Raw genomic sequence first — 13980 nt, 5'->3', positions numbered from 1 at the left:
GTTGCGGTTTGCGCACTCTATCTATGGCGTCTGCAGCGCTGTCAGACGCGCGGTCGCCTGCCGGTGATGAACAGGATGACGGCCAGTACCAGGCCGACGACGAACAGTATCCAGGCGATGTTGGCGGCGGTACCCGCGATGCCGGTAAAGCCAAGCAGGCCTGCTACCAGTGCGATGATCAAGAATGTCAGTGCCCAACCCATCATGATGACTCTCCTTTTCAGTGTTGTTGAAGTCCGAAGCGGCCCGTCCACTCCGCGCTTGGGTGAGAGGTTGCAACCTGTGTGCCAGAAGTGCTGTCGATGTGGTTAAAAACCCTGCAGGCCAGGGCTGGCGCGGGTTTCAAGACTTGGCCTGGCGCAGCTCGCGGCACCTGGATGCACTTGCAGGCGCCTGCAGTCGGCATCGCTTGTAAGAATGACAGGCCGCGCGGCAAGTTCTACAGCGCGCATCCCCCGGTTCAGCCTGTCAGTGCCGCGAAGCGTTCCCGGTGGGCGCGGCGGGAACATCGCGTAGCACTTATCTCCACGCTAACGAGTTAAGACGCGCCGCAATACCTATACTCGAAATGCCTCGATTGTCAGCAACAGGATGCTGTAAGCCGCGGCTCCGGCCAGGAAAGCAACCAGGGCAGGCGCAGACTTTACTCGAGGAAGATCATTGATGGCACCGGCGGCAACGATGCCACCTGCGATATATGCGAAGCCCAGCGCGTACACGGGCAGCGAAATCGTGTAAAAGAAGCTGCCCCACCAGCCCAGGACTGTCGCCGCCATCAGTAGGTAGCGCACCACATTGTTGTAGAGTTCCGGCCATTCATGCATGAGTTCGTGGTGTAGTCCCAGGAAGTGAGCAGCCATGGCCAGGCCAAACAGGAACGCAGGTTCCGGCCGATACAGTGGTTGCTCCGCCAGCATGTAGCCGATAAATAGCGCGTAAACACACATGGATATCACCAGAGCGATATAGGCCATGCGTGAATGCCGGCGGTCAATTTCTGCCACACTGAATACTCGTATGCCCACATACACGCAAAAACCAACAAGGGCCATCACGTAGACGTGATTAGAGAGATAGGCGCCAATGGGGCCGGGAAACAGCCCCTCGAGAACAGGCTGTTTGCGGGCAAGGTGCGGAAACACGTCGACGAATGCGTAGGCGATGGCTATCCCCGCGATCACGTTTAACAGCGTGGTCGTGTGACGATGCGCGCTGAGGATGCTCTCGGCGCGGAAGTGCGCACCGACAATCAGGGACATACCGAGAAATGACCAAATGTAGGACGTCATTGGGAACAGTCCGGGCGTGACGAATGTGGCTCGTCAATTGTAACTCCCATTGCGTTCGCTTTGTCCTGCTCAATGCGCGAGTATTTTTGAAACGCATGCCATGTCCCGGCAATCTCCCGCCCGGGCGCACTGCTTCGATGTCGTCACCTGCAAGCCGGGACCGGAGGCCCGCGACACCGCCGTGGCTCGAGGGGGATGACGTGGCCGGTTCCGTCAAATCCGTTCTGAGCGGCAAGTAATTCGATATTATCGAAATTATTTGCCGTTTATTTGTGCTATTCATTCGTTAATAACGATCATAAGCTTTCCCGAAACCTAGCGAGGGGAGACTTATGCAATTAAGGCACATACAGGAAATCCGCAGTGCCCATCCCAGCCGGGATGGCGACGGCGTGGCCATCCAGCGCATCGCCGGTATGCAGCACGCGGGCATGGACCCGGTGCTGATGATCGACGAGCTGCGCTCCGAGCACCGGGAAGACTTCGCCGGTGGCTTTCCGCCGCACCCGCACCGCGGCATGCAGACGCTGACCTACCTCAAGCACGGCGGCATCATTCACCAGGACAGCGAGGGCAATCGCGGTGAGATCCGTGGCGGCGGCGCCCAGTGGATGTCCGCCGGCCGTGGCATTATCCACTCGGAAATGCCGACGCTGGATACGCAGGGGCTGCACGGCTTCCAGCTTTGGTTCAATCTGCCGGCGGCCGAGAAGGGCGCGCCACCGCGCTACCGCGATGTGCCGGCCAGTGAGTTGGCGACATACTCGGCCGCGGGTATCGATGCCACCGCAATTGCCGGCACCTGGCATCTCGACAACGGTGCAGTCACCGGCCCGCTGACCGAACTGGCGGCCTACGCGGGACTGCTGGACATTCACCTGGCGCCCGAGACCACGGTGACCCTGGCGTTGCCGGCGCAGCACAACGTCATCGGCTACGTCTACGACGGCAGCGTGCGGGTCGCCGAGCGCGAGGTATTGCCCCGGCAGCTGCTGATTACCGGTGAGGGCGATGCCCTGGTGTTGCAATCGGGTAGCGCCGGTGCCTGCGTACTTATCATGCAGGGCAAGCCCCTGCGCGAGCCGGTGGCCCACTACGGCCCCTTCGTGATGAACACTATCGAGGAAATCGAGCAGACCCTGCGCGATTACCAGGCCGGCCAGTTTCCCTGAGGAAGATGCCGAAGGTGGTGGCGCTGGAAGTTGACGCTGTTGTGTCAGCCGCCAGTCCGGGGCAGGCATTGCGCCTGCTCAGGCATCGCCCCGGGCCAGCAAACAGGCACAGTCGTGTCCGCCGGACACCGCGATCAGCTCCGGTGAGGTGGTTTTGCACTGCGCTTCGGCCTCCGGGCAGCGGGGGTGGAAGTGGCAGCCCGAGGGCGGGTCGATGGGCGAGGGCACATCACCGCTCAGTATCTGCCGCTGCACCTTGCGGTGGGGGTCGGGCACCGGAATGGCGGAGATCAGCGACCGGGTATAGGGATGGCGCGGCTGCCGGTAGATGCCTTCGGCGTCGGCGGTTTCCACGATCTTGCCCAGGTACATGATGGCGACCCGGTCGGAGATGTGTTTGACCACCGCCAGGTCGTGGGCAATGAACAGGTAGGACAGCTTGAACTCCTGCTGCAGGTCATTGAGCAGGTTCAGGATCTGGCTCTGTATGGAGACATCCAGCGCCGACACCGGTTCGTCACAGACAATCAATTGCGGGTTCAGGGCGATGGCGCGGGCGATACCGATGCGCTGGCGCTGGCCACCGGAAAATTCAAACGGGTAGCGGGTGGCTGAGCGCGCCGGCAACCCCACGGTATCCAGCAACTTGCGCACGCGCTCGCTGCGAAAGGCCTTGTCACCCATCTTGTGGATGATGAACGGCTCTTCCAGAATCTCCCCTACCGTGTGACGCGCGTTCAGTGATTCCATCGGGTCCTGGAAAATCATCTGTATGTGCTGGCGGTAGGGCATCAGTGCCTTGCCGCGCAGGTGGGTGATGTCATCCCCCGCAAATTGCACGCTGCCGCCCGTGGGCTGGTACAGGCGGCTGATACAGCGGCCCAGTGTAGACTTGCCACAGCCGGACTCGCCCACCAGGCCCAGGGTCTCTCCCGGTTGAATATGCAGTGAGACGCCGTCCACGGCGCGGTTGTGCCGGCGTGAGCGCAGCAGCAGGCCCTCGCGCACAGGGAAGTGCATCTGCAGGTTGTTTACTTCCAGCAACGGCGCGCTCACAGTTCACTCCAGCGGATGCAGCTCACCCGGTGTTGGTCAGCCACGGCTTCCAGCGGCGGCGCCTGTTGCGTGCAGGCGTCAACCGCGTCGGGGCAGCGGTTCTGGAAACGGCAGCCCGGGGGCAGGTCCTGCAGCCCCGGCACCATGCCTTCGATAATACTCAGCCGCGACTTCGGCTCGGTGTCCAGTCGTGGAATGGAGGCCAGCAGCCCCCGTGTGTAGGGGTGGGCGGGACGGTCGAAGATGTCGTAAACGCTGCCCTGCTCGGCCACGCGTCCGGCATACATCACCACCACGTCATCGCTGGTCTCGGCGATAACGCCCAGGTCGTGGGTGATGAGCATGACCCCCATCCCCATTTCAGACTGCAATTCGCGAATCAGCTCCAGTATCTGCGCCTGGATGGTGACGTCCAGCGCGGTAGTGGGTTCGTCGGCAATCAGCAGGGCCGGCTTGCAGGCCAGCGCCATGGCGATCACCACGCGCTGGCGCATGCCGCCGGAGAGCTGGTGCGGGTATTCGCCCATGCGCACGTCGGGAGAGGGAATGCCCACCCGGGCGAGGATCTCCACCGCATCGCGAATCGCCTGGTCGGCGCTGATGTCGCGGTGCAGGAGCATGACTTCAGCCAGTTGCTTGCCGATGGTCTGCACCGGGTTCAGCGCGGTCATGGGTTCCTGGAACACCATGCCGATGTCGTTGCCGCGCACTTTCTGCATCGCCTCGATGGGCAGCCGGGTCAGGTCGCGATCGCGGAACCGCACCGCGCCGCCGACAATCTGGCCGGCGGGCTGTGGCAGCAGGCGCATGATGGAATGCGCGGTGACACTTTTGCCACAGCCGGACTCGCCAACGATGCCCAGCGTCTGGCCCTCGTCGATGGTGAAATTGACCCCATCCACGGCGCGCACCTGGCCTTCGTCCGTGTCGAACTCGGTGACGAGATTGTCTACCTCAAGCAGCGGCATGGTTCTGTCTTAATCCCGCCACTGGTCGTAAACGCGAATCTGCGGTTCGAACGTCTTGCCCGACTGCATGGCGTCCCGGGTTTCCTGCTTGATGTCTTCGTCTACCCAGTGCACGAACAGCTGGCCGGCACTGCGGCTGTGCTTGTGGTTGAAGAACTCGGGGTATTGGATCCAGCGCCAGTGGCCGATGCGGTAAAAGCCCTGGTAGAAGCCGGGCACGTAGGAGGCGTGCTCGTGCAGGATCCGGGTGAGTTCGTTGGCAATCTCGATCATCTCGGCCTTGTCGGGGGAGGCGCGGTAGCGCTCGATCAGCGCATCGACCTCGGGCATGGCGAAGGTTTCCAGGTTGTTGGTCTGGGTTTTCAGCTTGCGCGCCGGATTGACGCTGCCGTCTTCCAGGAAGGCTTTGTCGTAGGCGTTGTCCGAGTGGTAGTGCTCCCAGAAGCGCGGGTACATCTCCAGGAAGACGCTGAATCCCGCCAGCTGGATGTCGTGCTGTTTTTCCTGCACTTTCTTCCAGCCCGCAGTGCTGTCCAGTACCTCTACACGGAATTCGAGGCCGGCCTTGGCGGCTTCCTCTTTCAGGATGGTGAGTACGTCGCGCATGCTCTGGTAGCCGCTGGACAGGGTGAAGGCCAGGCGCTGGCCCTCGGCATTGACCAGGATGCCGTCGGATCCGCGCTCGGTGAATCCGGCGGCGGCGAAGTAGGCCAGGGCCTTGTCGATATCGTACTCCCGTGCCTTGACGCCGGAAGCGGAGAACTCGCCGAAGCCCTCGTGTGCGGTTTGCAGGCGGCTATAGTCGCCGCGGAACAGGCTGTCGATGACCAGCTGGAAGTTGGTGGCGTGGTGAATGCCCAGGCGCACGTTCAGGTCGTCCAGCAGCGGGCGGGATGTGTTGATCCACAGCCCCATGTTGGGCCTGGGGCGCTGGTTATGGAATACAGACTTGTGGATATAGCCGGCCTGCACTTCCGGGGCGTCGTCGGGCAGCTTGTCGTACCAGTACTCAGACAGGTTCAGGCTGTTCTGGTCAAGGTCGCCACGGCGAAATGCCTCGAACATCTTCTCGGTGTCGCGAATCACGGAAAACTGGATGCGGTCGGCGTTGTAGCGATAGCGGAAGTGCTTCTTGTCCCTGGCCCACCAGTCCTTGACGCGGGTAAGGGCGATGGAGCGGCCTTTCTTGATATCGCTTTCACGCACGGTGTAGGCGCCGGTGGTGGGCGCCACGCGCCACTGGTAGCGATCCACGAAGTCCTCGCCCACCTCGCGGTAAAAGTGCTGGGGCTTCGGCGTGAGCTCCAGCACCCTGGAGTCGGCATCGGGTTTGGCCGCGGTGCTGGTGATGGAGAAGGTCAGGTCGTCATAGCGGGTGATGTTGGTAAACATGGTGCTGTAAAAGTTGTTGTACCAGGGCGCGGTGACGTAGGGCGAGCGGTAGAACCAGAACATGAACAGGAAGTCATCCGTGGTCACGGGTTCGCCGTCGGACCAGCGCGCCGCAGGGTCAAGGCGCACATAGACGGTCCTGCCGTCCTCGCCCATGGCCCATTCCGTGGCCAGGCCCGGAATGAAATCGAACTCATCCTGGTGGCGCCAGCCAATGCGCATTTCCACGTTGTCCAGCAGGAAGGGGCGGAAGCTGCCGTTGGCATCCGGGCCCAGGGTGCGCAGCGTGCGCGGGAAGTCCTGCAGTGCCCGGTATTCGGTGCCGCCCTTCTTTGCTTCCGGGGAGCCCATCTCTGGCAAATCCGCCCCGTTCTCCCAGTTGAGGTTGGCGGGCAGGTCCGCAAGTGTTTTGAAATAGAAGAACTCCGGATTGGCGGCGTAGTAGGCTTTTACCTCCTCGGTATTGTCGTACACTTCGGCGGCCTCGCCCTGTGCATCGCCATCAGTACCGCCGCCGCAGGCGGCGAGGACCAGCGTTGCCGCAAAAATCGCCAGCAGGCGCAGCCAGTTGCGCTCGAAGCTTGCTTTGTTCATTCCGGATTCCTCAACGGTAAACAGTAAATTTCTTGGGGTCGAAAGATTCGCGCACGGCCTCGCCGATGAAGGTCACGACCGTCAACAGCACCACCAGTGTGGTGAAGGCGGCGGACACAATCCACGGCGCGGTGCGCAGGTTCGCGGTGCCCTGCTTGAGCAACTCGCCCAGGCTGGGCGTGGGTGGCGGCAGGCCGAAACCGAGAAAGTCCAGTGCGGTGATGGCGGAGATGGCGGACACCACGATAAAGGGCATGAAGGTCACCAGCGTGGCCAGTACATTGGGCAGGATATGCCGGAACACGATGCGCGTGTCGGAGGCGCCGAGGATGCGCGCGGCGGCGATGTAGTCGCGCGACTTTTCCTTGTAGGTCTCGGTACGCATGTTGTAGGTCATGCCGGTCCAGGAGAACAGCACCATGATAAAAAGCAGAATGCCGATGCGTGACGGTATCGACAAACTGGAGGGGATCACCGAGAACACGATAATCACCATGTACAGGAACGGTATATTCGACCAGATTTCGATCACGCGCTGGAAGAACAGGTCGAACACGCCACCGAAGTAGCCCATGGCGCAGCCCACCGAGATGCCGATCAGGTAGACCCAGACCGTAAATGCCAGCGCGAAAATGAGCGCGATGCGGGTGCCATAGAACAGGCGCGCCAGGATATCCCGGCTGGTGGTGTCGGTGCCCAGGTAGTGCTGGCTCTCGAACGAGGGCGGCGAGGGCCGGAACACCCCGTTGCTGGCGTTGTTCTCGTAGGGGTTGTAGGGCACCAGTGGCATGATCACCCAGTTGCCCTGGTCCTGTTCCTCGAAGTGACGCTTCAGGTCCCGGTAGTTCACCTCGTAGCTGTAATCAAAACCGAAGTCGGTGCCCGGGTGAAAGTTGGTGTAAGTGGGGAAATACAGTTCCCCCTCGTAGCTGACCACCAGCGCGCGGCTGTTCACCAGCAACTCGCCGAAGGCGAGTATCACCAGCAGCACCGAGAGAAACAGAAAGCTGTAATAGCCGCGCTTGATATGGCGGAAGCGGCGCAGCTTTTTCAGCGTCTGTGGATTGAAGCGAAACATATGTCAGTGGAACCTGATCCGCGGGTCGACAACAGCCACCAGCAGGTCCGAGAGGATATTGCCGATCAGCAACAGCAGGCTGCTGACCAGCACCACGCCCATGACCACCGGGTAGTCCCGGTCCAGCACCGCGGTCAGCGCCAGCAGGCCGAAGCCGTCGATATCGAAAATGGTCTCAATCAGGAACGAGCCGGACACCAGCAGGGTGATGTTCTGGCCAAAGGTGGTGGCGATGGGAATGAGCGAGTTGCGCATGGCATGGCGGGTGACGGCCTGCTTGAAAGACACGCCCTTGGCCACGGCTGTGCGCATGTAGTCTGCGGCCAGGTTGTCCATGAGATGGTTCTTCAGCAGCATGGTGACCAGTGCAAACGCGCCCACCATGTAGCAGATCAGTGGCAGCGCCGAGTGTTGCAGCAGGTCCCAGGCCTTGCCGGCGAAATCCTTGTCCTGGAAGTCGTAACTGACAAAGCCGCCCATCGGGAACCAGTCCAGGCGCACCGAGAAATACAGCAGCAGCAGGGAGCCGAGGGCGTAACCGGGTATGGCATAGCCGATGAATATGAGCACCGAGGTGGCATTATCTACCACCGTTCTGTGCTTGATCGCCTTCACCACGCCCAGGGGAATGCACACGGCATAGGTCAGCACCAGGGTCACCAGGCCGTAATACAGCGATACCGGGAAGCGATCCTTGATTACATCCCACACCGGTTCGTTGTAGCGGTAGGAGTTGCCCAGATCGCCGGACATGACCTTGCCCAGCCACTGGGCATAGCTTTGCAGCACCGGCTTGTCGAACCCGTAGTATTCCTTGAGCTTCTCCAGCTGCGCCTCGGAGATGGCCATGCCCTGTCCGGCGGCCTGGCTGCTGATGCCGCTGGTCACGTCCGCCTGCTGGGCTTCCATGATCGCCCGCTCCAGCGGGCCGCCGGGCACCAGCCGGGTGATGGCGAAGACAATGATGGTAATACCCAGCAGGGTGGGCGGGACCAGCAACAGGCGCCTGATGAAGTAGTCACGCATTCAGCGAGCGAGCTCCTGTTTCCCATAGCCGGGGAGAGCGCGCTGCGGTCTGTTCTGGTTGCCGTGCATGCAGTTGGGTTGTCGCTGGTGAAAGCGTGATGGTGCCACAACCCGGGCGAAGGGAGAAGGGCCATGAATTTCACTGCAGATTGCAGGGGCATGGCCTGGCCTGGCGCCACCATTGGCCCAAGCCGTTCTATATACTGTCGGCATATGCAATGCCGACAGGGGGTGGCGGCCAGTGAGTCTGATAGGTTCGACAGTGATTTTCCTCGGTGCCGCGGTTCTGGCGGTGCCACTGTTTACGCGACTGAAGCTGGGCGCCATTCTCGGCTACCTGGTTGCCGGCGCCCTGATCGGGCCCTCGGTATTCAACCTGGTCAGTGACCCGGATACTATCCTGCACTTCGCCGAGTTGGGTGTGGTGCTGCTGTTATTCCTGATCGGTATTGAACTGGAGCCGGAGAAGCTGTGGCGCCTGCGCGGCGCGGTGGTGCTCACCGGCGGCGGGCAGATGCTGGCGTGCGCAGGGTTGATCGGCCTGGCGCTGCTGTGGCTCCTAGGGGACTGGCCTGTGGCACTGGTGATCGCGCTGGCCCTGGCCCTGTCTTCCACCGCTTTCGCGATCCAGTTGATGAACGAGCATCGCATGCTCAACAGCCCTCCCGGGCAGCAGGGGTTCGGCATCCTGCTGATGCAGGACCTGGCGGTGATTCCCATCCTGCTGTTGGTGGAGTCACTGGCCGCCAGGGGCTCGCCGGATGCGCCGGCCTGGTATGTCGGCATTGGCGCCATTGTGCTGGTATTGCTGGTTGGCCGCTTCCTGCTCAACCCCTTCCTGCGGCTGGTGGCCCGCTCCGGCAGCGCCGAGGTGATGACAGCCTCGGCACTGCTGATCGTGTTGCTGACGGCGCTGGGTATGGATGCCGCCGGCCTGTCCATGGGTATGGGGGCGTTTCTCGCCGGGGTCCTGCTGGCCAACTCCAGCTTCCGGCATCAGCTGGAGATGGAGATCGAGCCTTTCAAGGGCCTGTTGCTGGGCCTGTTTTTCATCGCTATCGGCATGAACCTGGACCTCGGCCTGCTCACTCGTGAGCCGGTGCTGATCCTGGGTGCCGCGGTGGCGCTGGTGGCACTGAAGACGGCGGTGATCTGGACATTGCTGCGCGCATCGGGGCAGGTGTCCAGGGACGCCATGCGCGTGGGCCTGATGCTCTCCCAGGGCGGGGAATTCGCCTTTGTGGTGATGGCCCAGGCGGCCGCCAACGGCCTCATCGAGCCGGCGCTGGCCAACCAGGTGACCCTGATCGTGGGCGTTTCCATGGCCCTGACCGCGCCGCTGGTGATCCTGCACAGCCAGTTTTTCAGCTCGCAGAACTGCCCGCGGGTTTATGACGACAGTCGCGAGCAGGCCGAGCCCGCGGTGATCATCGCCGGCTTTGGCCGCTTCGGCCAGATAACGGGGCGCATACTCGCCGCCAACGGGATTCCCTTCACCGCCCTGGACAACGATGCCGAGCACATCGAGTTCGTGAAGAAGTTTGGCAACCGCGTGTTCTATGGTGACGCCACCCGCCTGGACCTGCTGAAAACCGCCGGTATCGAGCATGCCCGTGTGGTGTTGCTGGCGCTGGATGACGAAAGCCAGTGCCTGCGCGTGGCCGAACTGGTGCGCGAGAACTACCCGCAGGTGCGCGTGGTGGCCCGTGCCCACAACCGCATGAGTGTGCGACTGTTCAACCAACTGGGCGTTGCAGGGGTGGTACGCGAGATGCTGGCGGGCAGCCTGCTCGCGGCAGACCAGGTGCTGCGCGAATACGGCTTCGACGAGGCCGAGGCCGAGCGCATGGTGGAGCTGTTCCGGCGTCACGATGAAGAAACGCTGCAGAATTCACTGCAAATGACGGACGATATGGATGCCCTTATCGAGCACAGCCGTTACAGCCGCGAAGAGCTGGCCAGCCTGTTCCAGCAGGATCGGGAGGATCTCGCCGGCGGCGGCTGAACGCGCGCCTGGTCAGAACTGTGTCAGTAACATTAGCAGTGCGGCAAACCAGCCCAGCAGCACCAGGTAGCGTGGCCACCAGTTGCGAGTAAAACCGAAGCTGGCATAGCGGGCGCGACTCCACACCAGTTCCGACAGGTCCTGCGCGGGTAGCGCGCCAGCGCGGCTGACGCCGTAGCCCACCAGCACAGTGGCGGCCAGGCCGAACACGTTCCACCACAGCCAGGACAGCTGCGGCAGGAACTGCCAGCACAGCAGGTTGAGCGCAAAGCCTGCCAGCAGCCCGGCCCTGGCGCCGGTGCCATTGCTGCGGCGGGTGAGGATGCCGAGCGCAAATACACCCAGCACCGGGCCGTTGATCAGCGAGCCGATCTTGTTGATCGCCACCAGCACGGTATCGGCGATGTCACCGACGTGGAAGGCCATGCCCAGGGTGACGACACCCCAGGCCACGGTGAGGCCGCGGGAGCACCAGAGTTCGCGGGCGTCGGACCAGCTGTCGCCGGCGTGAAAGCGGCGCACGAAATCTTCCATGGTGGTGGCGCTGAGGCTGTTGATGACGCTGTCCAGTGACGACATGGCGGCGGCGAACAGCGCCACCATCGCAATGCCCACGACCCCTGCGGGCAGTTGCTGGAGCATGAACTGCGGCACCGCCAGGTTGTAGTTGGGGGTATCACCGTTGGCGGGCAGGGAGGCGAGGAAACCCGGCTCGGCGCTGGCGTAGACCGCCAGCCCGGCGCCGATCAGGCAGTACAGCAATACCAGCGGAAAGCGCAGCAGGCCGTTGAGGAAGAGGGCGCGGTTGCCATCATCCACCGAGCGCGCGCAGAGTTCGCGCTGCACCTGGCTCTGGTCGCAGCCGTAGTAGGAGACATAGAGAAACAGGCCGCCGAAGAGCATGGGCCAGAAAGCGAAATCCCGGCCGTCGCCGAGGCCGTGATGGGCGAAATCAATGGCCGTCCTGCGTTCTTCCGGTAAACCGGCCAGCAGCTGCCGGGGGCCGCCGATAGCGTCCAGCAGCAGGCCAAACAACAGCAGCAGGACCGCCACCAGGATCACCATCTGGATAACGTCGCTGTAGATTACCGCGCGGATGCCGCCCATGACGTCGTAGATCACGGTCATCAGTCCCAGCAGGACCACCGACCAGAAAAACGACAGCCCGGATATCAGTTCCACCACCAGCGCGATGCTGTACACGGTCACCGCGGTGGCAAATGCGCGCAGTACCTGGAATAACCCGCTGAGCCAGAGCCGGGTGGGCAGGTCGAAGCGTCGCTCCAGGTAATCGTATACCGAGATCAGCGACAGGCTGCGGAACAGGGGCAGGAGAAACACCATCACCAGGACCATGGCCAGGGGCACTGCCAGTTCGTACTGCAACCAGATCAAGCCGCCACCTGCGGCAAACGCCACGAATGCGGGCGCGCCAAGGATGCTGTTGGTGGAGCACTGGGTGGCCATGATCGATATGGCGATGGGCCAGGGGCCGGTTTCCCGGCCCGCCACATAGTAGTCGCCACGTGAATGCTGCGAGCGTGACAGCCAGGCGCTGAGCAGGATCAGGGCGGCGAGATAGGTGCCGATAATAGTCCAGTCCAGCGGCGTGATCAGTGCGTTCATACGCGGGTGGCGGGCTCTGTGTAAAAGGTGTGCTGACAACTTATCGTGGAGCCCGCGGCAATGCCAGCGTGGGCAAGACCGCATTGGGTGGTAAGCGGCGAGGGATGGCATTCGTAAAATATCAAGTTGGCTTCGGGAAACGCCAAGTTTTTAGCAGCTGCTAACCGCTATAGTGTTACCACAGTGAGCAATAACCGCAGATAACAAGCACAGGAGATTCACCATGGCACTGCCCGACATCGTTCATCATCAGGACTTTTTACTCACCCTGGACACCAGCACCTTGCCCATGGTTGAGAACGCCCTTCCGGGCGTCCACATCTGGCCGCTGTTCCTGGATCCGGAGAATGGCGTGTGGGTGATTCGCGCCAGGTTCGACCCCGGTATCGTATTGCCCAAGCACTTCCACACCGGCACGGTGCATTTCTACACCACTGCCGGCAGCTGGCACTACCTGGAGTATCCCGACCAGCCACAGACTGCCGGCTGTTACCTCTACGAGCCAGGCGGCTCCGTGCACACCTTCGCCACGGACGCGGATGGCGAGGGCGCTGACGGCTTTATGGTGATCAATGGCTGCAACGTGAACTTTGACGAGGACGGCAACTTCGTGAACATCATGGATGCCGGCTGGATTGAAAAAATGGTACTCGAAGCTGCCAAAGCACAGGGTCTGGGCGTGCCCAGGTACATCAAGCCGGGTGCGGAAGCCGCTTACTCCTGCGACTGAAATCCGCCTGCAGTGGCCGCTACGGGCTTTGCGTCCCGTGCTGCCGCTGCCACGCCCGCGGGGACTGGCCGGTCCAGGACTTGAAGCTGCGGCTGAACACCGAGGCCTCGGCAAAGCCCAGTTGCAGTGCCAGGTCGGTGACTGACAGCGAGCCGTGGCGCAGGTGTTGCTCGGCGATATCCTGGCGCGTTTCCCGCAATAATTCCCCGTAGTGGGTGCCGCTGGCCTGCAGGCGCTGCTGCAGCACCCGGGATTGCAGGTTCAGGGTGGAGGCCACCTGTTCCAGGCTGCACTCCCCGGACGACAGTAACTGCCCGATGATGTCTTTTACCTGGTCACGCAAATTGTCCGGGTAGCGCTGCTGCAGTGTGCCGAGATAGCTGTTCAGGTGTTCGCTGATGCGTTCCTCATCGAAGCGCGGTTGCGCCTGCAGCCAGTGGCTGGGGAATCTCACACCGTCGGCGCGAGCGCCGAACTCGATGCGCGACAGGCGTTGTGCCGACACCCGACTCTGCCCGGCGGCAGGTGCCGGTTGCCGCAGTAACTCCTTGCAGCCGGAGTCGGCGCTGCCGAGGAGTTCGCGCATAAAGTTGCCCAGCTGCCCAACGCTCAACTGCATGGTCTGGTCCATGCCCAGCGGGCTGTTGATGTCGATGCTCAGGGCCAGCAGGGTGTTGTCGCCCTGCGGCTCCTGCTGCAGGCGCGCGCCGCGTGCGTGCAGGTAGAGGTGACGGCTGACCGTCGCTATGGCGTCGCCGACCGTTGGTTGCCGGAACACGGTCATGTTCAGGTCCCCGAGGATGGCGGACGTCTGCTGTTGCGACATGAGCAGGCCCAGGCAGGGCTCGGCGCAGGCCCGGGCGCTCACTTCCAGCAGCTCGATCATTTTGCTGTAGGAAATATAGGTATTGGGATTGCGCAGCAGGGCGGGCGACAGCCCTACCTGGGACAGCAATTGCACCGGATTGCCGCCCAGCCGCTTGACCTGTTTCTCGTAGCCTTCCAGGGCGCCGCTGCGTACCAGGGACATGGCGACTGCTACCT

Annotated in this window: 12 protein-coding genes; 3 read left to right on the top strand and 9 right to left on the bottom strand. The window is 62.2% G+C overall.

Features of this window, described 5'->3' with window-relative positions; translation table 11 throughout:
- Nucleotides 1–41: 41 nt before the first annotated feature.
- Together F0M18_RS16970 and F0M18_RS16965 are read right to left on the bottom strand one after the other, a co-directional pair.
- Nucleotides 42–206 carry a DUF1328 domain-containing protein gene (locus tag F0M18_RS16970; RefSeq protein WP_149612657.1) on the bottom strand — a complete coding sequence of 55 codons (165 nt, stop codon included), beginning with the start codon at nucleotides 204–206 and terminating at the stop codon, nucleotides 42–44.
- Between the two features lie 351 nt (nucleotides 207–557).
- The gene (locus F0M18_RS16965; RefSeq protein ID WP_149612656.1) at nucleotides 558–1289 is read right to left on the bottom strand and encodes a hypothetical protein; all 732 of its coding nucleotides are present in this window, start codon (nucleotides 1287–1289) and stop codon (nucleotides 558–560) included.
- Between the two features lie 332 nt (nucleotides 1290–1621).
- Here F0M18_RS16965 and F0M18_RS16960 point away from each other — a divergent pair, with 332 nt between their 5' ends.
- The gene (locus tag F0M18_RS16960) at nucleotides 1622–2461 is read left to right on the top strand and encodes a pirin family protein (protein WP_149612655.1); all 840 of its coding nucleotides are present in this window, start codon (nucleotides 1622–1624) and stop codon (nucleotides 2459–2461) included.
- A 78-nt stretch (nucleotides 2462–2539) separates the two neighbouring features.
- On the opposite strand, the gene F0M18_RS16955 is transcribed toward F0M18_RS16960, so the two are convergent.
- The 5 genes from F0M18_RS16955 to F0M18_RS16935 are packed head-to-tail and all read right to left on the bottom strand — an operon-like array spanning nucleotide 2540 to nucleotide 8575.
- Nucleotides 2540–3517, bottom strand: a complete 978-nt coding sequence (locus F0M18_RS16955; RefSeq protein WP_262500983.1) for an ABC transporter ATP-binding protein — start codon at nucleotides 3515–3517, stop codon at nucleotides 2540–2542.
- A complete protein-coding gene (locus F0M18_RS16950) occupies nucleotides 3514–4485 on the bottom strand; it encodes an ABC transporter ATP-binding protein (RefSeq protein WP_149612654.1) in 972 nt (323 codons plus the stop codon). Before F0M18_RS16950 ends, F0M18_RS16955 begins: the two co-directional genes overlap by 4 nt.
- A gap of 9 nt (nucleotides 4486–4494) precedes the next feature.
- Nucleotides 4495–6471: an extracellular solute-binding protein gene (locus F0M18_RS16945; protein ID WP_149612653.1), complete on the bottom strand. Its 1977-nt coding sequence runs from the start codon at nucleotides 6469–6471 to the stop codon at nucleotides 4495–4497.
- Between the two features lie 10 nt (nucleotides 6472–6481).
- On the bottom strand, nucleotides 6482–7549 hold the full coding sequence (locus F0M18_RS16940) for an ABC transporter permease (RefSeq protein ID WP_149612652.1): 1068 nt from the start codon (nucleotides 7547–7549) through the stop codon (nucleotides 6482–6484).
- Nucleotides 7550–7552: 3 nt separating this feature from the next.
- Nucleotides 7553–8575 (bottom strand): ABC transporter permease, encoded by a 1023-nt coding sequence (locus tag F0M18_RS16935; protein WP_149612651.1) that lies wholly within the window; start codon nucleotides 8573–8575, stop codon nucleotides 7553–7555.
- A 241-nt stretch (nucleotides 8576–8816) separates the two neighbouring features.
- On the opposite strand from F0M18_RS16935, the gene F0M18_RS16930 reads away from it, so the two are divergent.
- Complete coding sequence (locus tag F0M18_RS16930; protein ID WP_149612650.1) at nucleotides 8817–10580, top strand: monovalent cation:proton antiporter-2 (CPA2) family protein; 1764 nt, start codon at nucleotides 8817–8819, stop codon at nucleotides 10578–10580.
- A 12-nt stretch (nucleotides 10581–10592) separates the two neighbouring features.
- Here the strand turns inward: F0M18_RS16930 and F0M18_RS16925 are convergent, their stop codons facing one another.
- Nucleotides 10593–12206: a sodium:solute symporter gene (locus tag F0M18_RS16925; RefSeq protein WP_149612649.1), complete on the bottom strand. Its 1614-nt coding sequence runs from the start codon at nucleotides 12204–12206 to the stop codon at nucleotides 10593–10595.
- A gap of 223 nt (nucleotides 12207–12429) precedes the next feature.
- Between F0M18_RS16925 and F0M18_RS16920 the strand changes: the two genes are divergently transcribed.
- Complete coding sequence (locus tag F0M18_RS16920) at nucleotides 12430–12936, top strand: 2,4'-dihydroxyacetophenone dioxygenase family protein (protein ID WP_149612648.1); 507 nt, start codon at nucleotides 12430–12432, stop codon at nucleotides 12934–12936.
- 19 nt (nucleotides 12937–12955) lie between these two features.
- Here F0M18_RS16920 and F0M18_RS16915 read toward each other — a convergent pair whose 3' ends face one another.
- Nucleotides 12956–13966 carry an AraC family transcriptional regulator gene (locus F0M18_RS16915; RefSeq protein ID WP_188109775.1) on the bottom strand — a complete coding sequence of 337 codons (1011 nt, stop codon included), beginning with the start codon at nucleotides 13964–13966 and terminating at the stop codon, nucleotides 12956–12958.
- Nucleotides 13967–13980: the final 14 nt, after the last annotated feature.

The organism is Pseudohalioglobus sediminis (assembly GCF_008370495.1).
Taxonomy (GTDB): domain Bacteria; phylum Pseudomonadota; class Gammaproteobacteria; order Pseudomonadales; family Halieaceae; genus Halioglobus.
This window is presented reverse-complemented; position numbering and strand designations above follow the sequence as displayed.